Genomic DNA, 26,017 nt, shown 5'->3' with positions numbered 1-26,017 from the left:
CCCCGTGCTCGCCCGTCAGTCCCGCAGGCCGTAGCCGTAGCGGAACAGCGGGTCGTAACCCGGATCACCGACGTTGACCGGCTCCTGGGCGACCGTGCGCGGCCAGGACACCGGGAGCTTGCCGGTGAAGCGGTGATGGCCGAACAGGTCGTCGGCCACACCGATGCCCTCGCTTCCCGGGAGCCAGCCGGCCACCAGCGAGTCGATCTGCCCGAGCAGGTCGGGCGGGATGATCATCGGCCGGCCCGAGACGACGACGACGGTGCAGCTGCGCGCCGCGGCACAGACCGTCTTGATGGCCTGGGTGTCGGCGGCCGAGAGCATCATCGTCTTGGCCGGACGCGGCACGTTGTTGTCACCGGGGTCGTAGGCCCACTGTGGGCCACCCACGTCGCCGTAGCCCTCGGCGTACGGCGTCTCGCCGACCACGACGATGCCGTCGGCACCTGCCGGGACAGGTGCGGAGGCGTCGACGCTGTAGGTCACCGGTGCGCTCGCCTCGGCCCTGATCCCGTCCAGGATGGTGGTGCCCGGGATGACGTTGGTCGAGCCGCCCTGCCAGGTCAGCGTCCAGCCGCCCGCCTGGTTGCCGATGTTGTCGGCGTTGCTGCCGGCGACGTAGACGGGGTGACGGCCGGGCTGCAGCGGCAGCGTGTGGTGCCTGTTGGTGAGCAGCACCTGAGACTCGGCAGCGGCCTGCCGGGCGACCCGGTGGTGCGCGCTGTCGCCGATCGTGTGGGCCAGCGAGCGGTTGGTGTAGGGATGCTCGAAGAGGCCGAGCTCGAACTTCACCCGCAGGATCCGGGAGACCGCGTCGTCGATCCGGCTCTGCGCGACCGTGCCGTTCTGGACCAGGGAGGTCAGCGTGGCCTCGAACTCGGGGGCGCCGGTGGTGCTTCCGGAGTAGGGCTCCATGAACATGTCGATGCCGGCGTTGACGCCCGTCGCCACCTGGTCGGAGTAGGTCCCGGGCAGCTGCCGGATGGCCTGCCAGTCGGAGATCACCAGGCCCTTGAACCGCTGCTGGTCCTTCAGCCATCCGGTGATGAGCGCCTTGTTCGCACTCATCTTGACCGGGTTGCCGAGACCGTCGTCGGTGAAGTCCACACTGGAGAAGGAGGGCATCACCGCCTGCACGTGGTGCTCCTTGACCGCCGGCACGTAGGGCGCCAGCGCCAGCTGGCGGAACGTCGCCCGGCTGACCTGATCGACGCCCTGGTCGATCGGGTAGGCGCCGGTGCCGGCCTTGGACGCGTCGTAGGTGGTCAGGCCGTCGCCGGCGAAGTGCTTGGCGGTGGCGAGCACGTGATCGGGCCGGGCCAGGTCCTTGGTGGAGGTTCCCTGGAAGCCGTCGATGGCGGTCTCCATCCGCTCCACCAGCTTCGGGCTCTCCCCGAACGACTCGTAGGTGCGACCCCAGCGGTCGTCACGGGCGACGCAGAGGCACGGCGCGAACGCCCACTGCGGCCCTGATGCCCGGGTCTCGATGGCGGTGATGTGCTCGACCTTCTCGACGAGCTTCGGATCCCGGGTCGCCCCGAGGCCGATGTTGTGCGGGAACACGGTGGACCCACCGATGTTGCCGTCGCCGTGGACGGCGTCGATGCCGTACAGGATCGGGATGTGCAGCCGGGTGCTCAGGGCAGCCGTCTGGAAGGTGTCGACCATGTCCGCGAAGGCGGCCGGCGTGTTCGGGGTGGGGACCGAGCCGCCGCCCGACAGCACGCTGCCGAGCTTCCAGGTCGCGACGTTCGTCGGATCGGTGAGGTCGAGCCGTTCGGCCTGGGTCATCTGGCCGATCTTCTCCGCCAGCGTCATCCGGGAGAGCAGGTCGGCCACCCGTACCTTGATCGGCAGGCGGGGGTTCTCGTACGCCGGAGTGCGGCTGCCGTGCTGCCCGGCGTGCTGTCCCGAGTGGTGACCGGACGCGTGCCCGTCCGGGTGGGGCGTCGGTCGTGCGTGAGCCGGCGAGGCGGCCACGAGGACGCCGAGAGCGAGGACGCCGGCGGCTCCGGCCGCGATGCCTCGGCCCGGCGTGGGGATGTGGTGTGGCACAGGGGTCTCCTTGCCCGAGAGGGTCACCCGACGTCCACGCGCCGCCGGCCCGAGGTGGCACCGGCGACGTGTCGCCGGGCTGCGCGTGTGCGCACTTGTCAACGTAAGGATGTGATGCAGATCACGTCAACGTCGAAGGGGACCGAATTCCGCGATCCGGTGGGAGCGCTCCCCCATCTGGGTGATCAGACCTGGTCCAGCAGCCAGCCCGGGCTCATCGTCTGCCCCCAGGCTCCGGCCCGGGCCTGCAGCATCCGATCCGCCGTGACGACGGTGACCCGGGCCCCACGCTCGGCCGCTGCCTTCGTCTCGGCGACGATGGTGGCATCCCCGTCCCTGGGTGCGTGCACGGTGCGGACGTGGCCGTCGCGGCCCGCTCGGACACCCGCCTTCGCAGCGCCCTCGAGCACCAGCACGATCTGGTCGTACGGCGTGTCGGCCACGAGCAACCGCTCGTGGAGCCGACGGGCCGCGCCCGGGCGGTCCTTCCACCATCCGTCGGGACGCGCACCGACCACGTTGGCGCCGTCGACGACCAGCACGGTGCTCACGACGAGCCTCCCGGACGAGCCATCACTTCAGGTACTTGCTGAAGTCCTTCGGCAGGTTGAGCTGCGCGGCCGCTGCCTCGTAATCGATGTCCTCGCCCCCGGGCTGGGCGAACGGGTTCGGCTTCGGCTTGGCGGCCTCCACCTCGGCGGCGGCCTTGGCCTGCTGGGCCGCCTTGGCCGGGTTGCCCGACCGGCGCGCGCCCTTGCCCTTCTTCTGCTGCGGAGCCTGGCGCGCCGCCGCCCGCTTGCCGAAGCCGGCGCCGGGCATCCCGGGCATGCCCGGCATCCCGCCGCCGTTGGCCAGTGACTGCATCATCTTGCGGGCCTCGGTGAACCGGTCGACCAGCTGGTTGACGTCGGAGACCTGGCGGCCCGATCCCTTGGCGATCCGCAGACGCCGCGAGCCGTCGATGATCTTGGGGTTGGCCCGCTCGGCCGGCGTCATCGACTGGATGATCGCCTGGATCCGGTCGACCTCACGCTCGTCGAAGTTCGCGATCTGGTCGCGGAACTGGCCCATCCCGGGCAGCATCCCCATCAGCTTCGACATCGAGCCGAGCTTGCGGATCTGCTGCATCTGCTTGAGGAAGTCGTCGAGGGTGAAGTCACCACCGGCGAGCTTCTCCGCCGCCTTGGCGGACTCCTCGGCGTCGAACGCCTTCTCGGCCTGCTCGATCAGGGTGAGCACGTCGCCCATGTCGAGGATGCGCGAGGCCATCCGGTCGGGGTGGAACAGGTCGAAGTCGGTCATCTTCTCGCCGTTGGAGGCGAAGATGACCGGCTTCCCGGTCAGGCTGACGATCGAGAGGGCGGCGCCACCACGGGCGTCACCGTCGAGCTTGGTGAGGACGACACCGTCGTACCCGACGCCGTCGAGGAACGCCTGGGCGGTGGTGACGGCGTCCTGACCGATCATCGCGTCGACGACGAAGAGCACCTCGTCGGGCTGGACGGCGTCGCGGATGTCCGCGGCCTGCTGCATCAGCTCCTGGTCGATGCCGAGGCGGCCGGCGGTGTCGACGATGACGACGTCGTGCAGCTTGCGCTTGGCCTCCTCGATCGAGGACTGCGCCACCTGCACCGGGTTCCCGATCCCGTTGCCGGGCTCCGGCGCGAAGACGGGCACGCCGACGCGTTCGCCGTTGACCTGGAGCTGGTTGACGGCGTTGGGGCGCTGGAGGTCGCAGGCGACCAGCAGCGGGCTCTTGCCCTGCTCCTTGAGCCACAGCGCCAGCTTGGCCGCGAGCGTGGTCTTGCCTGCACCCTGGAGACCGGCAAGCATGATCACGGTCGGGCCGGACTTGGCGTAGCGCAGCCGGCGCGTCTCGCCGCCGAGGATGGCGACGAGCTCCTCGTTGACGATCTTGACGATCTGCTGGGCCGGGTTGAGCGCCTGGCTCACCTCGGCGCCGCGCGCACGCTCCTTGACCTTCGCGACGAACTCGCGCACGACCGGGAGCGCTACGTCTGCCTCCAGCAGCGCGATCCGGATCTCGCGGGCGGTGGCGTCGATGTCGGCTTCGGAGAGCCGACCCTTCCCCCGCAGGTTCTTGAAGGTGTCGGCGAGCCGGTCGGAGAGGGTGGCGAACATCAGGTCCTTCTCGAGCAGGTGGATCGTCGCGGGCAAGCCTAACCGGCCGTGCCCGCTACTCCCCCGCCAGCGCCGCCCTGACCGCTGCGGCGGCGATGGCGGCGCGCTCCTCGCCGAGCTCTCCGGCCGAGGCCTCCTGGAGGTAGAAGACGTCGACCGCCTGCGGACCCAGGGTGTCCACGTGGGCGCTGCGCACCGTGATGTCGAGGGCGGCCAAGGCGGCGGCGACCAGGTAGACGACCCCCGGCCGGTCGGTGGTGCGCACCTCGAGCACCGTGGCGCGCGTGCCCGCGTCCGGTCGGACCACGACCGACGGTGCCAGCGAACCCGCTGCGACCCGCCGCAGCCGGTCCGACGGGTCGATGCGACCGTCGCTGACAGCCTCGAAGCGCTCCCGGAGGACGCGCGCGTCCAGTGCAGGCTCGGCCACCTCCCAGACGGTGATGCCGTAGGGCTCCTGCAGCCAGACCCGTGCCGAGCGCACCGCGACGCGCTGCAGGCCGAAGGTCGCCGCCATGTCGGCCAGCAGGCCGACGCGATCCTGGGCGACCACCGTCACGCGAGAGCCGTCGGGCACGGACTCGACCTCGATCGACAGGCCACGCTTGCGTGCCTCGCGCGGGATCTCGAGGTGCTCGTGGGAGACGTCCGCCGCGCGGCTGCCGCGGCCGACCTCGAGCTGGCGCTGTGCCCGGGCGGCCAGGCCGAGGATCAGGCCCGAGCGCCACGACGACCAGGCCTTGGGGCTCGTGGCCCGCGAGTCCGCCTCGGTGAGGGCGGTGAGCAGGCTCAGGGCCTCCGGATCGTCCATCCGGTCCAGGACCACCTCGACCGTCGCCGGATCCTCCGGGTCCCGGGTCGTGGCGGTCATCGCCAGGAGCAGGTGCCAGCGCACCAGGGTGGCGATCAGGTCGACCGAGCGCTGCTCGAAGCCCATCCGCTCGGCGATCGCCCGCGCGATCGGCGCGCCCGCCACCGAATGCTCGGTCAGCTCCCCCTTGCCGATGTCGTGCAGGAGCGCTGTCACCAGCAGCACGTCGGGCCGGCCCACCGAACGGATCAGGCTGGCCGCCTCGATGCAGGTCTCCACCGAGTGCCTGTCCACGGTGAAGCGGTGAATCACCGAGGCGTGCGGGAGGAGCCGGATCCGCTCCCACTCCGGCAGGATCCGGGCCAGTGCCCCGGTCTCGTCGAGGGTGTCCCAGACATCGCGCAGGCCGCGGCCGGCGGCGAGCAGCCGCACCAGCAGGTGGCGCGCCTCCTCCGGCCAGGGCACGGGCAGCGGAGCGCAGTCGCGGGCCAGCCGCGCGGCGGTGGCCGGGGCGAGCACGACGTCGTGCTCGGCGGCCTCCGCGGCTGCCCGCAGCAGGAGGAGCGGATCGCGGTCGGGGCGCGCGGACCGGTCGAGGACGACCTCGTCGTAGGCCAGCGCGACACCGGGGGCGAGCGGGGTCAGCTGCGGGCGACGCGGCGAGCCCACCCTGCGCTGGCGGAAGTAGGCGTCCACCCGGCGCCAGGTCAGCCGGGACAGGTGGGTGATGCGCCGGCCGAGCTCACGCACGAAGGCCTGGGCGGTCCGGGGGTCGGCCAGGTCGAGGCGAGCGGCCAGCTCCTCCCACATCTCGGGGGCGATCCGGTCGACGGCGCGGCCGGCCAGCTCCTGCACGACGTCACGGACGTCGAGCAGCGCGAGCCGGCAGCGCTCCAGCTCCACGTGGGGCACGTCCACCAGCCAGGTGGCCACCACCGCGTTGAGCACGGTGGCGTCGCGCAGGCCGCCCGCCATCTCCTTGAGGTCCGGCACGCTGGCGTGGGCCAGCTCGCCGAGCAACTCGTGACGGGAGAAGGTCAGCTCCCGGAGCGCGGGCAGCTGCTGGACGGCGTTCTTGCGCCAGTGCGCCAGCATCGTGGTCCGCAGGCGCAGCGTGAGGTTGGGATCGCCTGCCAGGTGACGCACGTCGAGCAGGCCGAGCGCGACCCGTGGATCCCCGTCGGCGGCCTCGAGCATCTCGGGCAGGGAGCGCACCGAGTGGTCGATCTTGGCCCCGTGGTCCCACAGCGGGTACCAGAGCTTGACGGCCGTCTCGCCCAGGTCGACGCCCTCGTCGTGGACGAGCACGACGTCCCAGTCCGAGTACGGCGCGAGCTCCCCGCGGCCGTAGCCGCCGACGGCGACCAGCGCCACCCCGCTGTCGGGGCCTCCGGCGTCGGTGTAGGCGCGAGCGCAGAGCTCGTCGGCCTCCGCCGTACGTGTGCTGCGGTCGGTGGCGCTCACAGGAATCCGGTCGGCGGGCTCTAGATGGCCGCGTCGTCGCGGTCGCCGGTGCGGACCCGGACGACTGTCTCGAGCGGTGAGACCCAGATCTTGCCGTCCCCGATCCGCTCGGTGCGGGCGGAGGACTCGATCGCGCCCACCACCACCTCCACGTCCTCGTCGGGCACCGCGATCTCGAGCCGGATCTTCGGGACGAGCGTGACGTCGTACTCCGCACCGCGGTAGACCTCGGTGTGGCCCTTCTGCCGGCCGTAGCCGCTGACCTCGGAGACGGTCATGCCGGTGATGCCGTTGGTCTCCAGGGCGACGCGGACGTCCTCCCACTTGTGTGGCTTGATGACTGCGGTGACGAGCTTCATTTCTCTCCTCCGAGGACTGGGTGCGTCCCGATCATGCCGCACCCGGCCTGCGGCTGTGCGGCTGACCGGCAGCGGGGCCGGCCAGGTGTGCGGCGGCCCGGCCCCCCGCCGGGGGACCGGGCCGTCGCGTCCGAGATGGTGCGGTGGTGCGGTGTGGTTCTGCGGCTGTGCCGGGGCCGGCTACAGGGCGGCCGCGTCGCGGTCGCCGGTGCGGACCCGCACCACGACGTCGACAGGGCTGACCCACACCTTGCCGTCACCGATCCGACCGGTCTGGGCGGCCTTCACGATCAGCGCCACCACGTCGTCGGCGTCGCCGTCCTCGACCACGATCTCGATCCGGATCTTGGGCACCAGGGCGATGTCGTACTCCGCGCCGCGGTAGACCTCGGTGTGGCCCTTCTGCCGGCCGTAGCCGCTGACCTCCGAGACCGTCATCCCTGTCACGCCGAAGGTCTCGAGCGCCTCGCGGACGTCTTCCCACTTGTGCGGCTTGATGACTGCTGTCACGAGCTTCATGCCAGGATCCCCGTTCCGGTAGCAAGGTCGTAGGCGGACTCGCCGTGCTGGTCGCCGTCGATGCCCTCGACCTCGGCCTCGTCGGTGATCCGCCACCCGATCGTGTACTTGATGGCCAGCGCGATGACGGTGGTGAGGACGCCGGTCCACACGATCGTGAACAGCGCCGCGATCAGCTGGTGACCCAGCGAGCTCAGGCCGCCGCCGTAGAAGAGCCCGTCGATGCCGCCGGGGGCCGACGAGGTGGACAGGAAGCCGATCAGCAGGGTGCCGACCAGACCCCCGACCAGGTGGACGCCCACCACGTCGAGGGAGTCGTCGAGGCCCAGCTTGAACTTGAGGCCGACGGCGACGGCGCACAGGCCGCCGGCGACGATGCCCACGATGATCGCGCCGGTCAGGCTCACCGCGCCACAGGCGGGGGTGATCGCGACCAGGCCGGCGACGATGCCCGACGCGGCGCCCAGCGAGGTGGCCTTGCCGTGCACGATCCGCTCGACCAGGAGCCAGGCGAGCATCGCCGAGGCGGTGGCGACGGTGGTGTTGAGGAACGTGACGCCGGTCTCGGTCATGAACTGGTGCGTGTCCTTGGCACCGCCGTCACCGGCCACGAAGACGATCGAGCCGACGTTGAAGCCGTACCAGCCGAACCACAGCAGACCGGCACCGATCATGGTAAGCGTCAGGTTGTGCGGGCGACCGGTGTCGCGGGGCCAGCCGACGCGCTTGCCGACGACCAGGGCCAGGACGCCGCCGGCCACGCCGGCGTTGATGTGGACGACAGTGCCGCCGGCGTAGTCCTGGGCGAGCCAGTGGCTCGCCAGCCAGCCGCCGCCCCACACGTTGTGGGCGATCGGGAAGTAGCACAGGGTCAGCCAGACCGGGACGAAGACGACCCAGGCCGAGAGCTTGACGCGGTCGGCGATCGAGCCGCTGGCCAGGGCGATGGTGATCGCCGCGAAGGTCAGCTGGAACAGGACGAACACGTAGTTGCCCCACGTGACGCCGTGCAGGCCCCACATGTGGAACGGGTTGGCGATCAGCTTGCCGTTGCCGTTGCCGACGCCGTCGCCACCCCAGCCCTCGGACCATCCCCACAGAACGAAGACGAGTGTCGCGATACCGAACGCGACGAACGACAGCATCATCATGTTGAGAACCGACTTCGACCGCGTCATACCGCCGTAGAACAGCGCCAGCGCGGGAACGGTCATCACCAGGACGAAGGCCGTCGCCACCAACATGAAGGCGTAGTAGCCGTCCACTGGACCTCCAGGATCACATCTCGGGAGACGGGTGGCCCTGCGACACCGCTGTCGCGCAGGTCCCCGCCTTGATTTCATGCAACCTTCGGGGGCGGACATTTCCGACCGTGCCGATCATCATTTCGTGCATGTAACGTGTCGGCCGCCTTTGTTACAGCTGGACTCGCAGCGGCGACCGGCCGGTGTACCGCCGCCTGCGTGACAGTGCTGGGGACGGGTAGATTGCGCCGTACGCCGCGACCGTGTCGGCGTCGCCGAGACGAGGACGAGGACACCAGGAACGTGTCGTACGACGGAGCAGTGCCCGCGACCGGGCCGGCCGAACTGGCGCAGTCCTGGGCCGTGGCATTGATCGGACACGCCGAGCGGATGCTCGAGATCTCGAGCCGGAGCGGGCCGGGGCCGGCCGACCTCGCCGGGTTGGCCGAGCGGGAGGCGGGGAGCTACGACGTCGTCCTCCTCGACGACGTCCTCGCCACCCCCCTCGATCCCGCCGTCGTCGTCCGCCAGGCGGTGGACCTGCTGCGACCCGACGGCCGGCTGGTCGTCTCCGTCCCCAACATCGGGCACGGTTCGGTTCGCCTGGCCGTCCTCCAGGGTGGCGCGTCGCCCGCACAGCTCGCCGGCTTCCACTCGCGTCGCGGTCTGATCCGGCTGCTGGAGGACTGCGACCTGGTGGCGGAGGAGCTGTCCGGCTCGCTCGCCGATCCGTTGGGCGATCCGTGGGGCGCGGCGGACAGCGTCGGCGTCGTTGTCGACCCGGACCGACTGCCGCCGCACGTCGTGGAGTGGGTCCGCGACCAGGAGGACGCCTTCGTGTACCGGTTCCACGTCCGCGCGCGCCGGCGAGCCGACCCGAGCGAGACGTCGGTCTCCGCGATGGCCTCGGCCGTCTCGCTCGACGCCGTACGCCTGCACGACCGCTTCACCGAGGAGCGGATCCGCGACGAGCGGGATGCGCTGCGACGGCGCGACCATGTGCTGGGCCTGCAGGTCAAGACCACCACCGCGCAACTCAGGGCGGAGAAGGCGGTCGAACGGGCGAACGCGTTGCGGCAGCGTACCGCCGCCCTGCGCGAGCGGCTGGCGAACAAGGACAGGCGTATCGCCGAGCTCGAGCACGAGGTCGCCGCCCTGAAGCACGAGGTCGTCGTGGCGAGCGCCGGCTGGGCGGGACTCGCGCGTTCGGCTGCGCGCCGACTCCGGCGGCGCTGACTCAGCGCACCACGGCGGTGTAGAGCTCGGGTTGGCGGAAGGTGCCCCAGCGCTCGATCAACGTCCGGCGCTCCCAGCCGTGGATGACCGGCACCCGGGTGGTCGACTCGAAATGGAACAGCTCGACGGCGTGCAACCACACCAGCCGGTGGCCCAGCCGGCGGACCTTGAGGGAGAGGTCGACGTCGTTGTAGTTCAACGGCAACGACTCCACGAAGCCGCCGATCTCGCGGAAGAGGTCGGCACGGATCGCGATACACGCGCCCGTCAGGGCGGATACCTCGCGGTTGATCCACAGATCGCCGAGAGTGCCCGTGTCCTCGGGCCCTGCTCGGTAGTAGCTGTGGAAGACGTCGCCGTCGCCGTAGTTGACGCCCGCATGCTGGATCCTGAGGTCCTCGAAGAGGAGCTTGGGGCCGGTCATGCCCACGCCCTCCTCGCGCAGCGGGGCGATCAGGTTCTCGACCACGCCCGGGGTGCGCGCCTCGGTGTCGTCGTTGAGGAAGACCAGCACCTCACCGGTCGCCAACGCCGCCCCGACATTGCACTTGACGCTGAAGTTGAACTCCTCGCGGAACGGCACCAGGCGGACCCGAGCGCGCAGCGCGCGCAGCTCGTCGAGCACCTCGGCGGGTGTCGGCTCGTCGTAGACCACCACGAACTCGACGTCGCGGTGGCCTGAGCCCACCAGGAGGGACCGGATCGCCTCGACGACGAAGGTGCGACGCTCGCCGAAGGCGGTGCCGCGACTGCCGATCGTCGGGATGATGACACTCACCGACGTGTCGACGTCGGGCTGCCGCTCCACGCTCACCGATCCGGGCACCTGTCCGGGGCGCGCGGTGGCAGCGATGCCGACGCGGTCCAGGTGGCTCTGGACGACGGCGACGTGGGCCGGCGTGGCGACCGGGTCGAGCAGACGCCCCGACCCCGCACGCGCGTGGTGCAGCACCTCGGGAAGGTGGACGACGCGGCGCGCCCGCTCCCCCGCGCGAAGGGCGAGGTCATGGCTGGTCACGGCGTCCTGACGGCCGTCGAGGTCGCCGAGGCCCTGCATCAGCGTTCGCCGGATCGCCAGGAAGCAGCCCGGGTACGCGAGGTGGCGCAGGCGCTCGGGTGACCAGTCCGGCTTCAGGTAGGTGCCGCGACCTGTGGCTCCGTCGCCGGCGACGGTGTCCTCGTCGCCGTAGACGAGGTCGACGTCGTCGTGCCCGTCGACAGCCCTGCCGATCGCCTCGAGCGCCGTCGGCAGCGGGACGTCGGTCGACGCAAGGAGTACGACGAAGTCGCCGCGCGCCGCGCCGAGCGCGCGCGAGACCGGGGCCTGGTCGCGATCGCCGCGTTGCTCGGGGCCAGTGACCACGCGCACCACGCGGGAGTCGAGCGCCGTCAGCTCGGCGAGTCGATCACTCAACCAGGCGTCCTCGCGCACAGCTCCGGCAGCGGGCGGTTCGACCAGGAGGAGCCACTCCCAGTCACCGCGGACCTGGCCCAGCACGGCGGCGACCGTCTGCTCGAATGCCTCGCGCGCCGGCGTGCCGTCCACCGTCAGGAGGGAGAAACGGGGCGCTGGCATGCCCGCACTATAGGGCTCGCTCACGAGCGCCCCCGCTCGTGCAGCACCGCTCGACCGAGCTCCACGAGGACCCCTGCGCGAGCGGCGAAGGAGTGCTCGTGGCCGATCCGGCGAGCGGTGGCGATGCGCGCCTCCCGGTCGCCGAAGACCTGCTCCCGCGGCGCATCTTGGAACAACCGGCGCAGGTCGTCGACGTCGCGGTAGACCTGCACGGAGCCGCCGAACAGATCTCCGAGACCCGACACGTCGTCGGTGATCACCCGGGCACCGCTGGCGACCGCGTCGAAGAGCCGGTTGGAGAGGAAGCCCTCGCGGCGCATGTCCTCGAAGTGATCGTTGAGCACCACCCCGGCGGCCGCATAGGCGAGGCCGACCTCGTCGTTGGGCAGGTAGGTACCGACGAGGTGAGCGGGCGGGATCAGGTGCTCCCAGTTCGCGCCGTAGACGCTCAGCGGCAGACCCGCCTCGATCGCGTCCCGGACGATCGCGCGGTACTCACCGCGCGAGCTGCCGACGAAGAGCAGCTCCGCACCCGAGTCCGGCCGCGCGCGTTCCGGGTTGAACAGGTCGGGGTCGGTGGCCTGCAGCAGCGGCTCGATGCCGATCCCCCAATCGACGGACCGCCGTCGTGCCCAGGGGACGCTGGCAGCCACGACCGCGTCGTAGCGGTGTGCCTCCTCCTCGGTGACGGTCTCCGGATGGCTGATCACCCAGGCGATCGAGGGGTGTTCGGGCGTCGGGTCGAACGGGTGCGGGCCACGCAGCACCAGATCGATGTCGTCGTGCCGCGCCGTACGCCGCTCCCAGGCACCGTGGTGATCGATGACCGCCTCGTGACCCAGACCGCGCAACGCGCGAGCCAGCGCCCGGGCGAAGTGGGTGTCTCCCCACCGTTCGTCGGGGTTGCTCGGCGCCGGGTTCTTGATCGCCCAGCGCAACGGCCGCGGTACCTCGGTGATCTGGAGGCGGCTCTCACGGACCACGACCGGCTCGACCAGCCCCAGCCGACGCGGCAGTCCGGTGCCGGGCGGTTGCACCTCGTGACCGATGAGCCGGTAGCCGCAGGCCGACCAGATGCGCTGCTCGTCGGCACCGGAGGGCCGGCTCTGGCCGAGATCGGCGAAGCGCGCTCGAGCGTCCAGGTCCACCGGGTGCGGCCGGTGTCTGACGCGCGACTCGGTGACCAAGCGGAACCGGCCCGGCCGCGTCGCAGCCAGCCGCCGGCACAGGTCCGTCTCGGTGAGATCGCCGAGACCGTCGCGCACACCGAGGTCGGCGAGGTCGTCGCGCCGCAGCGCGAGCGCCCCGCCGGTGAGCGCGGGCAGACGCAGGGCCCCGAGCGCTCCGGCGTCCTCCGCGGGGAAGTCGGCGAGCAACCGGTAGGGCAACCCGCCCGGCGCCGGGTAGACGGCCCCGGCGGACTCGATCGCCCCCGAGGGGGCGACCAGCAGCGGCGACGCTGCGAGCACCGCCGGCGCCTCGAGGGCTCCGAGGAGAGGGGTCAGCCAGCCGCGCTCGGGAACCGCATCGTCGTGCAGCAGCACGACCAGCTCCGCCGCCGGATCCGCGCCGGCGCGCGAGACCCGCACGCCGGGGAGCCCGAGCAGCGCGTCCAGCACGATCCCGTCGGCCGGGGAGCCGGTGGCATCGACCAGGAGGATCTCGGCCGCCACGTCCGCCCCCGATGCCGTCTCTGCGGCGGCGCGCGCGGCCACGAGCGCGTGCTCGGGTGCCGCGACGCACGTGATGAGTACCGTCACCACCGGCTCGGACACCGGCGATCCGCTCGGCTGCTGCGGCCAGGCCGCGTACCGCTGCTCGATCCAGGTGGCCAGGTCACCCTGGACGAGCCCCGCGGCGCGCGCGGCGAGCAGGGGGTGGGTGGGCAGCTCGAGCTCGTGCCGGATGACGAACGTCAGCGGGTCCCCCTCGCCGAGCCGGGCCCGCCTCCTGGGACCCAGACGCCGACGGACGTAGCCCGGATCGAAGAGCGGATGGGGGGCGATGCCGAGGCCGACGCCGTGGTCGAGGTAGTGCCGCACGGCCTCGCCCCGGTCGAGCCGTACGCCGGCACGCTCGCCGTACCACCGCTCGTCGAAGAGCTCCGAGTCGAGCAGCAGCTGCTCCTGCTCGCTCGGCCGCCTGCGCAGACGCACCCGCCGGCTCCTGGTCAGCTCAGCAGTGCGTCGACGAACGCCTCGGGACTGAACGGCGCGAGGTCGTCGGGACCCTCGCCGAGGCCGACCAGCTTGACCGGTACGCCGAGCTCGCGCTGCACCTGCACGACGATGCCGCCCTTGGCGGATCCGTCGAGCTTGGTCAGCACGATGCCGGTGACGTCGACAGCCTCGCTGAAGACCCGGGCCTGGATGAGACCGTTCTGCCCGGTCGTGGCGTCGAGCACGAGCAGGACCTCGGTGACCGGCGCCTGCTTCTCGATCACGCGCTTGACCTTGCCGAGCTCGTCCATCAGGCCCTGCTTGTTCTGCAGCCGGCCGGCGGTGTCGACGATGACGGTGCTCGCCTGCTTCTCGGCGCCGGCCTTGACCGCGTCGAACGCCACGCTGGCGGGATCGCCGCCCTCGGGTCCGCGAACGACCTCGACGCCGACGCGCTCACCCCAGGTGGCCAGCTGCTCGGTGGCAGCGGCCCGGAAGGTGTCGGCCGCACCGAGGACGACGGCGCGGTCCTCGGCGACGAGGATGCGCGCGATCTTGCCGACGGTGGTGGTCTTGCCGGCGCCGTTCACGCCCACGACGAGCACGACGCCCGGGTTGCCCTCGGAGCCGGTGACCTGCAGCCGGCGGTCCATGGTCGGGTCGACGAGCTTCACCAGCTCCTCGCGGAGCACCGTACGGGCGTCAGCGCTGCCCTCGACCCGCAGCCGGGTACGCAGGCTCTCCACCAGCTCCTGGGTGGGAGCGACCCCGATGTCCGAGGTCAGCAGGACGTCCTCGATGCCCTCCCAGGTGTCCTCGTCGAGCTTGTCGCGCGAGATCAGGGCGAGCAGGCCACGGCCCAGTGCGTTGTTGGAGCCGGCCAAGCGCTGTCGTAGCCGGACCAGCCGCGAGGCAGTCGGCTCCGGCCTCTCCAGCACCGGCCCGGCGGCGGGCTGCTCCGGCGCCTCCGGCACCTCCGCCTCGGGAGCCTCGACGCCGGGCTGGGGCCGCGGCGGCGCCGGGATCGGCGTCTGCGGTGCGGACGGCGGCGGCGCCTGTCGGGTACGGCGGCCGAGCAGGCCGACGGTCGAGACGACCACGACCAGCGCGACGACGGCGATGGCGACGATGATGAGGAACAGCAGCGTCATGGGTTCATCCAACCAGAGGCCGAGCCTCGACCCGGAGTCGACCGAGACATCAGGCGGGGCACACGGTGGTCCGGCCTTCGGGCAGGTAGACCCGCAGCCGTACGTCGGCCTTGCTCGCCCCGACGTAGAGTGGCCGGCCAGCCGCTGCCTCCCACGCCTGCGGGACGCTCGCGTGGGCCCCGTCGATCAGCTGCGTCTGGACCTGTGCCACCGGCAGGGTGACCTGCACCTGGCCGCCTTCGGCGCCGGTGCGGAACGTGAGCCAGGTCCCGGTCGGGGCATCGACCTCGGTGCATCCGGACAGCGTTGCCTGCTGCCCGGTCGCGCTGCCGCCGGCATGAACGTCGACCGCGCTGAAGGACGGGACGGGGAACCTCGTGCCGCTCACGCCGACTTGGAGCGTCGAGGCCACCTGCAGACGCGTCTTCGCCGAAGGCCGGACGGCCGGAAGGGTGGAGGCCACCGACGAGCTGGCCAGCTTGTCGATGAGGATGTCCGGGTTGGGCGTCGGGTCGGGCCGGTCGGAGAGCAGCACCGCACCGCTGTTCTTCAACTGCACCGCGGCGACGAGACGCTGCCTCATGTCGCCGATCTGCGCCTCGCGCTTGCCGGCGTACAGGCTCAGCTGCCCCAACCCGACGGAGGCTGCGACGCCGCCCAGCAGGATCCAGCCCACCGGCCGGATCCACATCCGGTCGCGCAGTCGCACGCTCAGGGCGGACAGGCCCGAGGCGATCGCCGGGCCGCAGAACAGCACCCCGAAGTAGAGATACCGAGAGGTCTGGGTGCTGGTCAGGCCCAGCCCGGACCGGGTGAAGCCGAAGAGCGCATAGGCCAGGACCAGCGCGATGAGCCCGGAGGCGGCGAGGGCGAAGAACCGCAGCCCGTGGCGCGGCAGTGCGACCGCCGCCACGAGCGCGATCAGCACCGCCGGGCCGGCGCCCGCCATGTCGAGGGCACCGGACCACACGTAGGCCAGGCCGCCCATCAGGGCCAGCGGTGCGATGGTGAGGTTCGCCGGCGGGGCACCGCTGTGCCCGTGCCCGAACGACAGGTACCACACCACGTACACGACCACCGGCACGATGCCGACGTACACCGCCGCGAGAAGTCCGCGGCGCAGGAGCGTCGCTGGGCAGGCCCAGGCGACCATGAGCAGGCCGATCCCCGAGCAGAGCAGGGAGAGCACCAGCGCGGCCACCCCGAGGGGGCGCCACCACCGGCCCTCGCCGTCCTGCTGGAGCAGCAACAGCGCGAGGAGGCCGAAGAACCCTGATCCGAGGAGACCGATCTGGAAGTCCCACAAGGTGTTCTGCGCGCCCGCTCCGCCGGCGATGAAGGCGACGATCAGCGTCGAGAGCGAGGCGACCCAGGCGGGCACCGCTGCACCGCGCAGCACGGCGTACAGCAGGACGGCGATGGCCAGGTGAGCCGCGATCGGCATCAGGGCGTAGGGCAGGTAGTGCCCGAGACCGAACAGACCGAACATCATCCGGAAGGCGATGACCGGCAACGTCGACCAGTGCTCGTTGTGCGGCACGAGCAACGCGTGCACCGGGTCGTGGGTCAGGCTGCGGCGAAGCAGGAAGTCGTAGTCGTCGCCGTAGAACCACAGCGTGCGCGCGTGCCGCACCAAGGCCACGGCCTGGATCAGCAGACCCAGGCCGAGGAGGGCGACCGGGCCGGAGCGCATACCCCGGCGTTCGAGCGCGGTGCGATCGATCACTACAGGCGACCGTCGGCGACGGCCTGCGTCACCCACGGGATGACCTCGTCGAGCATGACGTCGAGCGACGTCGAGCACTCGAAGCCCAGGACCTCCTTGGCCTTCGAGACGTCGGGGACGCGCTTCTGCACGTCGTACTCGTAGGCGGGGTCGCTGACGATCGTGAGCGGGGCGTCGCCCTTGATCTTGCGCCAGATGACGTCAGCGAGCTCGCGTACCGAGGTGGACTCCGGCGTCGAGATGTTGAAGTCGTTGTTGTACGCGGCGTCCTGCTCCATGCACTCGACGATGCCCTTCGCGAGGTCGCCGCCGTAGGTGTAGTGCCGGATCTGGTTGCCCTCGCCGAGGATGTGCAGCGGGTCCTGGCCCTTGACGATCTTCTGCACGATGTCGGGGACGACGTGGCTCATGGCGAGCTTGACGTTGCCCGAGTCGATCTCGACGTCGCCGAGAGCGCGGCCCTCACCGATGCCCACGCAGTTGAACGGCCGGACGATGGTGTAGGGCAGCTCGTACTGGTCCCACGCGGCCTTCGCGAAGTACTCCACGGCCAGCTTCTGGAAGCCGTACGACGACAGCGGCGGCGCGATCCGGCGCTCGTCGCCCTCCTTCGAGGGCCAGTGCTCGGTCGACTCGAACACCATCGAGCTCGACATGTAGGTGACCTTCTTGAGCTTCCCGTGCTTGTGCGCCTCGATCGCCGCGTCACAGGAGGAGGCCATGATCCGCTCGTTGGTGGCCAGGAGGTCGTAGGCGTAGGCGTGGAAGTAGGAGATGCCACCGATCAGTGCCGCGCCCGCGATGAAGTGGTCGCAGTCCATGAGCAGCTTGGTCATGAGGTCGGTGTTGCGGACGTCGTCCTCGTAGAACTCGTAGTCCGGGTGGTTGTCGTAGGACTTCTCGACCTTGCCGTACTTCGAGTAGTTGTCGATGCCGACGACCTTGTAGCCGCGGTTGAGGAGCTCCTCGACGACGTAGCCGCCGATGAATCCGGCCGAGCCGGAGACGAGGACCTTCTGCTGATCGGTCATGGGTGTGCTCTCCATGTGCTTCGTTTTCGTTCCAGGGACGTTCTTACTCAGGACTTCTGGTTGAGTCGTGCGATGCGCTCGGCCTCGACGGTGAGTTGCTCGAGCGTCAGCTGCGGACCGAAGGCGAACCGGTACCAGCGCAGGTACTTCGGGATCCACTGCTTGAGCTTGAAGTTCGACTCGCCGAAGTCACGATCGAGCCAGATCGTCGGGAGCTCCGCGACCGGCCGACGGAGCCGTCGCGCCTTGGCGGTCAGCTCGAGGCCGATCTCGAAGCCGCTGCGGCTGTGGATGCCGACCTCACGGACGAAGTCCGTCGAGTATGCCTTGAAGCTGTTGGTCGCGTCGTGCGTGCCGACCCGGCCGAGAAGTCCGAGCGACTTGCCGGCGTTGCGCGAGAGCAGGCCTTTGAGCAGCGGACCCCCGACCTGCTGGCCGCCGGGGCTGTAGCGCGAAGCGGCCGCCACGACGACGCCTCGCTCGACCAGACGAGCGAGGTCGTCGATCTGACGGGGGTCGTCGCTGCCGTCGGCCATCGTGACCACGACGACGGGCGTGGTCGCCTGGTCGATGCCGTACCGGATGGCGTTGGCGGGGCCACGGCCGTAGGTGGAGACCACCGTCCGCACGTGCGGATGATCGACGGAGAACTTCTCGACGACCGGCACGGTGGTGTCCTCGGGGAAGTCGACGACGACCAGGACGGTGACGTCGGACTCCACCCCCGTGACGATCCGCTCGAGGACCGCGACGATGTGTTCACCCTCGTTGTACGCGGGGACGACGACCGTTACTGCCAGAGTCATACCGTGCTGCCCTGCCCCAGGAAGTTCCAGATGTCCACGATCGGCAGGTTCGGATCGAGGTCGGCGTACGTCTTGTGGGGGGCGGCGAGGATCAGCAGGTCACTGCGCTCGATGACCTCCTCGAGCGGGAGCAGGCTGTCGTCCACGGTGACGTAGGGGTCGGTGGTCAGCACCTGCTTGGTGCGGAACTCCAGGATGCGCTTGAGCTTGTAGGACAGGCTGGAGCGGATGTCGTCGCTCTCCCCCTTGAACGCCATCCCGAGGATGCCGACGGTCATGGCGGACAGGTCGTGCTTCTTCTCCAGATGCGTGACCAGGTAGAGCGGCAGCCCCTCGTTCACGAGCATGGCCGAGTGACCGAGCACGAACGAGTTGTCGGTGAACGCGGCCAGCTGCATCGTGTCCTTGAACAGGCACGGACCGGCCGCGAAGCCAGCACCCGGGATGTCCTGGGCGCGCGGGTAGTCCTGCGCGAGCGCCCGGCGGATGCGGTCGTAGTCCAGGCCGTGGTCGTTGGCCATCATGTAGAACTGGTTGGCTGCCGCGAACTTGATGTAGCGCCAGGTGTTGGTGAACAGCTTGGCCAGCTCGGCCTCCTCCGGCTCGAGCTCCACGACACTGTCGGTCAGGTGGCCGAACAGCTTCGCGGCACGGTCACGGACGCCCTGGCTGCGGCCCGAGACGATCTGCGGCAGGGAGAACAGCTCCTCCATCGCCTTGCCTTCCGCGATCCGCTCCGGGCAGAAGGCGACGTCCAGACTCAGCCCGGCTGCGACGACGTCCCGCTCCACGGCACCTGTCACTCCCGGGTAGACGGTGCTCCGCAGCACCAGGAGCTGCCCGTCGCGCAGGTGCGGCACCAGGTCGGCGATCGCTCTCGTCACCGCTCGCGGGTCCGGGTTCAGGTGCTCGTCCACCGGCGTGCCCACCACGACGACGACCGCGTCCGCGTCCGCGACGGTGGCGACGTCGGTCGAGGCGTGCAGCCGTCCCTCTCCGAGCACCCGCTGCAGCACCTCGTGCGCGCCGTTCTCCTGGAACGGCAGCTCGCCGGCATTGACCAGGTCCACGGCCGCCTGATTGATGTCGTAGATCCCGACCTTGAGGCCGCGCGAGGCGAACCCGATCGCAAGCGGAAGGCCGACGTGGCCGCAGCCGCCGACGACCACGACATCGACCTGTCGAGCCGTGTCCGGTGAAGTCATACGTGCATACCTCCGCGTGCGCGTTCCTGGAAGGGGCCGCGCGCAACCGCGGCGCGCGCCTCCGAACCTTAATCTATGAAACTCGACGCGCGAACTCGGGAGGCGCGACGTCGCGGGGGTCGGTCATCGCGCCGATCCGGCAGCCGGACGGACCGAGGCCGCCCGCGCTCGCTACGCCTGTTGTACATTGTCTGTTTTGCACGAGTCCGCTCGCCCGACGTACCGGCCTCGTCCGCTCCCGCCCCCACGACTTCGAAGTTGGAGCCTCCATGTCGCACTACGCGGTCGAGATCGATCCTTCGCGCCTCAACTCCAGCCACGCCCAGGTCATCGACCTCGTCGGCACGGCCGCGCGGGTACTCGACGTCGGATGTTGGACCGGTGACCTCGGCCGGATCCTGATCGAGCGGGGCGCGACGGTCACCGGCTTCGAGATGGACGAGGAGGCCGCCACGATCGCCGCCGAACGGCTGAACCGCGTCGTCCGCGGCGACCTCGAGGCAACGCCGCTCAGTGAGCACTTCGAGCCCGGCAGCTTCGACGCGATCATCTTCGCCGATGTGCTCGAGCACCTGCTTGACCCGCCCGCCGTCCTGCGCGACGCCGCCACCCTGTTGGCGCCCGGCGGCCGGATCGTGATCTCCATCCCGAACGTTGCGCACGGCTCGCTGCGGCTCGCCCTGCTCCAGGGCCGGTGGAAGACCACACCCACCGGCCTGCTCGACCACACCCACATCAGGTTCTTCAACCGCGCGTCGCTGATCGAGCTCGTCCAGGGGGCCGGCCTGGTCGTCGACGATCTTCGCGGAGCCTTGGCCGATCCCCTGCGCACGGAGGTCGAGATCGACCAATGGGGCCTGCCGGACCACATCGTGGAGTGGGTACGGGACCAGCCCGACGCGCTCGTCCGCCAGTTCCAGCTCGCGGTACGCCCGCTGCAGGAGGGCGAGGAGCCGGGAGTGGTGCCCGATCTGGTTCCCGGTGCCGACCCGGCCGAGGTACGAGGCTCCGACCGACACACCGTCGCCCTGGAGCGGTCCCTCAAGGCACGTGCGTGGATCGAGTCCGAACGAGAGCGGCTCCAGGCGCTCTCCACTCGCCAGTCCGAGCGCGTCAAGCACCTGCGAGAGCGCCTCGAGCGCCGTACCGCGCGGACCGAGCGACTCAAGGCCAGGAGCAAGGCCGATGCCGTCGAGATCGAGCGCCTGCGCGCGGAGGTCGAGCGTCTGCGGCTGAGCGGGCTGTCAGGTCTCGCGCGGCGGGTCAAGCGCCGGCTGGCGCGCTGACCCTCCCGTCCCCGGGAGGGTCCAGCCTCACCGCTGGGCGGGCGTCGCCACCACGAGGGTCTGATAGCCGAAGAGCCTCGGCAGCAGACGCGCGAAGAACATGTTGACGCGGTGGAGCAGCCGAGGGACCCGCAGCGAGCTGACCTGCTCGACGATCTCGATCGGGGCAGGGGTCACGCCGACCTGGGTGATCTCGAACCCGTGCTGCCGTACCAGCTCCTGGATCGTGGACCGGGTGAAGAACCGCAGGTGAGTGCGGTCCAGCGGCCCTCGGTCCTGATAGGTGAACGACCCGGCGAGCAGCCCGAGTCGTACGCTCAGGAACGCGATGTTCGGCACTGAGAGAACCAGCCGGCCGCCAGGGGCGAGGATGCTGCGGAGATGGTCGAGTGCAGCGCCGGGATCGGCCATGTGCTCGATCACGTCGGCGGCGACGATGACGTCGAACGCACGGTCGATCTGGTCCCGCGCCTCCTCGACGGTGCCCACGATCACCTCGAGTCCACGCCTGTGCGCCTCGGCGGCGTCGACGGGGTCCGGCTCGATCCCCACGGCCTGCCAGCCGCGGGCGGCCATCAGGGCGAGCATGTCGCCCTGGGCGCACCCCACGTCGAGGAGCGTGCCGGGACCGTCTCCGACCAGGGCGGGCACCTGGGCGTGACTGGAGAACGGTCCGTTCTTGTTGGGGTAGCGCTTACTTGGCCGCATGGTCCGCCATCCGATCGCGTGTCGTGGGCTCGAGCTCCAGGCGCGGATCGCGTCGGATCCTCGCGCGATGGAGCCCGTAGCGGATGATCGCCGAGAGGCCGCCGAAGCCGTAGCGCATGCTGCGGCGGAAGTTGATCGACGATGCCTCCTCCATGTACCGGACGGGCACCGGTACGTCGCCGATCTTGAAGCGGCCGGCGACTGCCTGGACCAGGAGCTCCTGGTCGAAGGCGAAGTCGTCGTCGTTCTCCTCGAACGGGATCGTCGTGAGCAACTCACGGGAATAGGCCCGGAAGCCGGAGTGGAAGTCGCCGATCGACTGACCGAGCAGGAAGTTCTCGACCAGCGTCGAGGCTCGGTTGAGCACGTACTTCCAGACCGGCATGCCGCCGCCCAATGCCTCGCGGCGCGTGCGGATCCGGTTGCCCAGGACCATGTCGCAGGTCCCGAGCTCGATGATCTTCGCTGCCACGTCGACCATGCGGGCGTCGTACTGGTAGTCCGGGTGCAGCATGACGATGATGTCGGCACCGCCGTCCAGCGCCGTGCGGTAGCACGTCTTCTGGTTGCCGCCGTAGCCCTTGTTCGTCTCGTGCTCGACGACCTGGATCCCGAGGCCCCGCGCGATCTCGACCGTCGCGTCGCTCGAGCAGTCGTCGACCAGCAGGACATTGGTGCGCAGACTCGGCGGGATGTCCTCGTAGGTTCGCTGCACCGTCTCAGCCGCGTTGTAGGCCGGCATGACGATCCACACGCTCGGGTCAGGCATAGCCAGCGACCGTACTGGGAGGCACTCGGGACGGCAAGTTCGCACCCGACTGCGGCACCGTAAGGCCTCGTACAGGTCTGCTAGTGTCCGCCGCTGTGCTGCGCTCCCCGGACGAAACCGCGTCATCTCGCTGGCCGATGCGCTGGCTCGGGCGTCTGAGGGACTCGACGCGACGCATCATCCCCTCGGATCTCCTCCTGAGTCTGGTCCTCATCGCCGACGCGATCTTCATCGTGCAGCTGTGGCTCGCCCACTACACGAATCTGCCCGCTTGGGACGAGATCTCCGCACCGGCCAACGACGGCTCGTGCTGGGCCGGCGCCGACACCGTCACCTCGGGATCCCACTTCGGCATCGGCGTGCACTGCTTCTTCGACTACGGGTTGAACGCCGCCGCGGCCGTCTCGCCGGATCCGTGGGGAGTGCACTCCCCCATCGCCGTGAATCCCTACCCCGGGCTGAGCACCGCCTTCTTCCTACCCTTCGTCTACATCGGCCGCCTGTTCAACTCCGCCCAGGTCAGCCTCTTCGTCTACCTGGCGCTGATGTTCGTGGCGCTGATGGTGCCGATCATCTGGGCGACCCGTGGCCGTCCGTTCGTGTACCGCCTCACCGCGGCACTGGCACTCGGGCCGCTCAGCATCCCCGGCATCATCACGCTCGACCGTGGCAACAGTGCAGGCTTCCTCCCCATCGGCGTGTGGTTGGCCTGCATGGGTATTGCCAAGGACCGCAAGGCGATGACAGTCGTCGGGATCGTGCTGGCGGTCGCGATCAAGCCCCAGATGGCCGGCATCGTGCTGATCCTCCTCCTGCTGCGCCGTTGGGGGCAGGCGGCGGTGACGATCGCCATCATCGGGCTCGCCGAGCTGGCGTCGTACGCGTTGATCTGGCACGACAGCTTCCCCGACAACCTGAAGGAGTCGTGGAAGGTGATCACCAGCTTCGGTGACGTCACCCGCCCCGACCGCCTCGGCGCGAGCGTCTCTCTCAGGAGGGTGGTCGACCTGGGTGTGCTGACGCTGCGCAAGCTGTTCGGCGATCACGCGATCTTCGATCGGCTCGCCACGCATGCGATGTCGACCGGTCCCGCGCTCCTGGTCCTGCTGGTCGCGCTCCTGGTCCTCGCAGCTCTGATGCGCCGTGGCTTCTCGCCGCTCGTGGGCGTCGTCTACCTCGCCGTCCTCGGCGCCATCAGCCCCGGCTGGGCGCCGGGCTACTACGGCGCCATCGGCGTCGCCGCGGCAGCCGTCGTGATGCGCGACGAGCCGTGGGCGTGGCGGCGACGACCGAGCGACTCCGCCGTGTCCGAGGGTGCGCCGCGTGTGGTGACCTACGCGGTGGTGATCGCGACGGCGGCCACCCTCACGCGCCTGCTGTATCCCTATGCGCTGACCACCACCGGCCTGCCGCAGGGCGGCTTCGTGAAGTCGACAGCGTGGGCGACTCCCGTCGCGTGGACGGCGGCACTTCTCGTGCTCATCGTCGCCAGTGCGATGTCGATGCTGCGGCGCAGCCGAGATCCGGAGCCCTATCAGGCGCAGCATCGCGGCCAGACCGACGCGACCGGGTACGACCACGAGCAGCCCCGGCCGTAGAGTTGCCACCTGCGACCGCACACCAGCGAGGAGGACAACGGGCTGTGAGGATCATCGGCACGATGATGGTGCGCGACGAGATCGACATCGTCGCCGCGATGGTCGAACACCACCTGGCCCAAGGGGTCGACCTCCTCATCGTCACCGACAACGCGTCGATCGACGGCACCACCGAGGTCCTCGAGGAGTACGCCCGCACCGGACGGGTGGAGCTCCACCACGATCCCCTCCACCTCAAGCAGCAGAGCCGGGTCGTCACCGCGATGGCCCGACGCGCGCGTACCGAGCACCGCGCCGACTGGGTGTTGAATCTTGACGCCGACGAGTTCCTCGTGCCGATGGACCGGTCCTTGACCGTGCGCGCGGCACTGGAGCGCACGCCGCTGAGCCTCAACGCCTTCACCGCTCCCGTCACGAACCTGGTCGGGCCGCCCGCATGGTCCGGCAGCGGTATCGGTCGCCTCGAGTGGCGCGACCTCCGGACCGATGCGCAGCTGCAGGAGATCGGCATCTTCGCCCAGCCGACACCGAACGCCATCCACCGCGGCGAGTCCGACGTCGTCGTCGCACAGGGCAACCACTTCGTGTCGCTACGCAGCAACGGCCAGCCCCCCGCCGACGTCGCCCTGGAGGTGCTGCACCTGCCGTGGCGTTCCTGGGCGCAGCTGGAACGCAAGGTGGTCAACGCCGGGCGCTCCTATGAGAACAACCCGGAGCTACGACCCAGTCCCAACCACCACGGCATGCGCGACTACCGCCGCTACCGCGAGGGCCGGCTCCAGGCCGCCTACCTGGCGCGTACGCCGACCCGTGCCGACCTCGTGGAAGGGGCATCGTCGGGCCACTACCGGCACGACGACTGGCTGACCGGTCATCTGCGTGCTCTCGCCGAGCACGCGCTGGTGCCCCACCTGCTGCACGCTGTCGTCGATCCCGAGAACGACCACCCGGTCCCCGACGGCGAACACGTGGAGGGCGCAGCCGTGGGCCGCGCGCAGCTGGCGGCCGAAGAGCCGGTCCCCGCGCGGGCCTGACCCGATCCCGTCTCGAGCACAACCGGAGGAATCAACGTGGTGGACCTACGCAAGACGCTCGCGACGGCACTCCAGAGCGCGGGGTTCGAGCGCTCCGGCACATCGGACCGCCTGCGCGACCGGATCCGCGCACTGGAGAAGCGCAACGCCAAGCTGGTCGAGCGGGTGGAACGCCTGCGCAAGCGTCGGGAGGCCATCGAGCGCCAGGTCGAGGACATGCGCCGCAGGGCCGAGCCGACGGCCGTCGTCGAGGAGCCGGGAGTCTCGCGTCTCGACCTCCGCCGACGCTGCGCCCTCGCCGACTCGGCGGAGTCTCCCTCGATCCTCGAGATCGGACCGGCGCACAACGCGATCTTCCCGAAGCGCGACGGGTTCCGCACCAGGACGGTCGACTATCTCGACCGCGACGGCCTCATCAAGCGCTACGAGGACTTCGCGCAGTACTCACCCGACGACATCGAGGAGGTCGACTACGTCCTCGCACCGGGTGCGGCCATGGCCGACGTGATCCCCGACCGGTTCGACGTGGTGATGGCCTCCCACGTCATCGAGCACACCACCTCGCTGATCGACTTCCTCAACGAGTGCACGAAGCTGCTCGCCCCCGGAGGCGTGCTGGCCCTGGTCGTGCCAGATCACCGGTACTGCTTCGACCGGTTCCGGGAGCGCGCCTCGCTGGCGCGGGTCATCGACGCCTCGCTGGCTCCCCCGGCGGTGCACACGCCCGGGACGGTCATCGAGGAACGGCTCAACGCCGTCTCCCACCGCGGCACCACGGCCTGGGCACCCGGCCATCGGGGCCGGTACCGGTTCGTGCACGACCTCGAGCATGCCAAGGGCCTCGGCGAGGAGGCGCGCAGGGCCGACCGCTACATCGACACGCACAACTGGATCTTCACGCCCCACCACCTACGGCTGCTGCTGCGTGACCTGCACGCGTTGGGCCTCATCACTCTGCGCGAGACCAGCTTCCACGACACCGTGAAGCACGAGTTCTTCCTGAACCTCTCGGTGGACGGCCCTGGGCCAGGACTGCTGCGCGAGGAGCTGACGGCGCTCGCCGACGACGAGCGCCGTACCCTCGACGCCGCCGAGTTCGAGGAGCCGTCGGCCTAACGGCCGAGCACCCCGTTCGTCG

Annotated in this window: 21 protein-coding genes; 5 read left to right on the top strand and 16 right to left on the bottom strand. The window is 70.2% G+C overall.

The window, feature by feature from the left end; translation table 11 throughout:
* Positions 1 to 15 precede the first annotated feature (15 nt).
* From P5P86_RS07705 to P5P86_RS07675, 7 genes are all read right to left on the bottom strand, one after another.
* Entirely contained in the window at positions 16 to 2,055 is a 2,040-nt protein-coding gene (locus P5P86_RS07705; protein ID WP_280610734.1) for a glycoside hydrolase family 3 protein, read from the bottom strand.
* A gap of 185 nt (positions 2,056 to 2,240) precedes the next feature.
* Positions 2,241 to 2,606 (bottom strand): hypothetical protein, encoded by a 366-nt coding sequence (locus P5P86_RS07700; RefSeq protein ID WP_280610733.1) that lies wholly within the window; start codon positions 2,604 to 2,606, stop codon positions 2,241 to 2,243.
* Between the two features lie 22 nt (positions 2,607 to 2,628).
* Positions 2,629 to 4,197: a signal recognition particle protein gene (ffh, locus tag P5P86_RS07695; protein ID WP_280611222.1), complete on the bottom strand. Its 1,569-nt coding sequence runs from the start codon at positions 4,195 to 4,197 to the stop codon at positions 2,629 to 2,631.
* Positions 4,198 to 4,252: 55 nt separating this feature from the next.
* Positions 4,253 to 6,472: a [protein-PII] uridylyltransferase gene (locus tag P5P86_RS07690; protein WP_280610732.1), complete on the bottom strand. Its 2,220-nt coding sequence runs from the start codon at positions 6,470 to 6,472 to the stop codon at positions 4,253 to 4,255.
* Between the two features lie 20 nt (positions 6,473 to 6,492).
* Positions 6,493 to 6,831 carry a P-II family nitrogen regulator gene (locus P5P86_RS07685; protein WP_280610731.1) on the bottom strand — a complete coding sequence of 113 codons (339 nt, stop codon included), beginning with the start codon at positions 6,829 to 6,831 and terminating at the stop codon, positions 6,493 to 6,495.
* Between the two features lie 180 nt (positions 6,832 to 7,011).
* Complete coding sequence (locus P5P86_RS07680; protein ID WP_280610729.1) at positions 7,012 to 7,350, bottom strand: P-II family nitrogen regulator; 339 nt, start codon at positions 7,348 to 7,350, stop codon at positions 7,012 to 7,014.
* On the bottom strand, positions 7,347 to 8,615 hold the full coding sequence (locus P5P86_RS07675; protein ID WP_280610728.1) for an ammonium transporter: 1,269 nt from the start codon (positions 8,613 to 8,615) through the stop codon (positions 7,347 to 7,349). Before P5P86_RS07675 ends, P5P86_RS07680 begins: the two co-directional genes overlap by 4 nt.
* A gap of 342 nt (positions 8,616 to 8,957) precedes the next feature.
* Here P5P86_RS07675 and P5P86_RS07670 point away from each other — a divergent pair, with 342 nt between their 5' ends.
* Positions 8,958 to 9,830, top strand: coding sequence for a methyltransferase domain-containing protein (locus P5P86_RS07670; RefSeq protein ID WP_280610726.1), 873 nt, complete (start codon positions 8,958 to 8,960; stop codon positions 9,828 to 9,830).
* A gap of 1 nt (position 9,831) precedes the next feature.
* On the opposite strand, the gene P5P86_RS07665 is transcribed toward P5P86_RS07670, so the two are convergent.
* The 7 genes from P5P86_RS07665 to P5P86_RS07635 are packed head-to-tail and all read right to left on the bottom strand — an operon-like array spanning position 9,832 to position 19,484.
* Complete coding sequence (locus tag P5P86_RS07665; RefSeq protein ID WP_280610725.1) at positions 9,832 to 11,406, bottom strand: glycosyltransferase family 2 protein; 1,575 nt, start codon at positions 11,404 to 11,406, stop codon at positions 9,832 to 9,834.
* Positions 11,407 to 11,426: 20 nt separating this feature from the next.
* On the bottom strand, positions 11,427 to 13,562 hold the full coding sequence (locus P5P86_RS07660) for a glycosyltransferase family protein (protein ID WP_280610724.1): 2,136 nt from the start codon (positions 13,560 to 13,562) through the stop codon (positions 11,427 to 11,429).
* Between the two features lie 14 nt (positions 13,563 to 13,576).
* Complete coding sequence (ftsY, locus tag P5P86_RS07655) at positions 13,577 to 14,716, bottom strand: signal recognition particle-docking protein FtsY (protein ID WP_280610723.1); 1,140 nt, start codon at positions 14,714 to 14,716, stop codon at positions 13,577 to 13,579.
* A 49-nt stretch (positions 14,717 to 14,765) separates the two neighbouring features.
* Positions 14,766 to 16,442, bottom strand: coding sequence for a hypothetical protein (locus tag P5P86_RS07650; RefSeq protein WP_280610722.1), 1,677 nt, complete (start codon positions 16,440 to 16,442; stop codon positions 14,766 to 14,768).
* Positions 16,442 to 17,473, bottom strand: coding sequence for an NAD-dependent epimerase/dehydratase family protein (locus P5P86_RS07645; RefSeq protein WP_280610721.1), 1,032 nt, complete (start codon positions 17,471 to 17,473; stop codon positions 16,442 to 16,444). Before P5P86_RS07645 ends, P5P86_RS07650 begins: the two co-directional genes overlap by 1 nt.
* A 47-nt stretch (positions 17,474 to 17,520) precedes the next feature.
* On the bottom strand, positions 17,521 to 18,279 hold the full coding sequence (locus P5P86_RS07640) for a glycosyltransferase family 2 protein (RefSeq protein ID WP_280610720.1): 759 nt from the start codon (positions 18,277 to 18,279) through the stop codon (positions 17,521 to 17,523).
* Positions 18,276 to 19,484 carry a nucleotide sugar dehydrogenase gene (locus tag P5P86_RS07635; protein WP_280610719.1) on the bottom strand — a complete coding sequence of 403 codons (1,209 nt, stop codon included), beginning with the start codon at positions 19,482 to 19,484 and terminating at the stop codon, positions 18,276 to 18,278. The genes P5P86_RS07640 and P5P86_RS07635 overlap by 4 nt, the downstream gene beginning before the upstream one ends.
* A gap of 269 nt (positions 19,485 to 19,753) precedes the next feature.
* Between P5P86_RS07635 and P5P86_RS07630 the strand changes: the two genes are divergently transcribed.
* Positions 19,754 to 20,770, top strand: coding sequence for a class I SAM-dependent methyltransferase (locus P5P86_RS07630; protein WP_280610718.1), 1,017 nt, complete (start codon positions 19,754 to 19,756; stop codon positions 20,768 to 20,770).
* Positions 20,771 to 20,797: 27 nt separating this feature from the next.
* Here the strand turns inward: P5P86_RS07630 and P5P86_RS07625 are convergent, their stop codons facing one another.
* Both P5P86_RS07625 and P5P86_RS07620 read right to left on the bottom strand, forming a co-directional pair.
* Complete coding sequence (locus P5P86_RS07625) at positions 20,798 to 21,478, bottom strand: class I SAM-dependent methyltransferase (RefSeq protein ID WP_280610717.1); 681 nt, start codon at positions 21,476 to 21,478, stop codon at positions 20,798 to 20,800.
* Positions 21,465 to 22,247 carry a glycosyltransferase family 2 protein gene (locus tag P5P86_RS07620; protein WP_280610716.1) on the bottom strand — a complete coding sequence of 261 codons (783 nt, stop codon included), beginning with the start codon at positions 22,245 to 22,247 and terminating at the stop codon, positions 21,465 to 21,467. Before P5P86_RS07620 ends, P5P86_RS07625 begins: the two co-directional genes overlap by 14 nt.
* 137 nt (positions 22,248 to 22,384) lie before the next feature.
* Between P5P86_RS07620 and P5P86_RS07615 the strand changes: the two genes are divergently transcribed.
* Genes P5P86_RS07615 through P5P86_RS07605 form a run of 3 tightly spaced genes read left to right on the top strand, consistent with a single transcriptional unit; the run spans position 22,385 to position 25,995 of the window.
* Positions 22,385 to 23,845: a glycosyltransferase family 87 protein gene (locus P5P86_RS07615; protein ID WP_280610715.1), complete on the top strand. Its 1,461-nt coding sequence runs from the start codon at positions 22,385 to 22,387 to the stop codon at positions 23,843 to 23,845.
* Between the two features lie 44 nt (positions 23,846 to 23,889).
* Complete coding sequence (locus tag P5P86_RS07610; protein ID WP_280610714.1) at positions 23,890 to 24,879, top strand: glycosyltransferase family 2 protein; 990 nt, start codon at positions 23,890 to 23,892, stop codon at positions 24,877 to 24,879.
* A 39-nt stretch (positions 24,880 to 24,918) separates the two neighbouring features.
* Entirely contained in the window at positions 24,919 to 25,995 is a 1,077-nt protein-coding gene (locus tag P5P86_RS07605) for a class I SAM-dependent methyltransferase (protein WP_280610713.1), read from the top strand.
* Positions 25,996 to 26,017 lie beyond the last annotated feature (22 nt).

It is taken from the genome of Nocardioides sp. BP30 (assembly GCF_029873215.1).
Classification (GTDB): domain Bacteria; phylum Actinomycetota; class Actinomycetes; order Propionibacteriales; family Nocardioidaceae; genus Nocardioides.
This window is presented reverse-complemented; position numbering and strand designations above follow the sequence as displayed.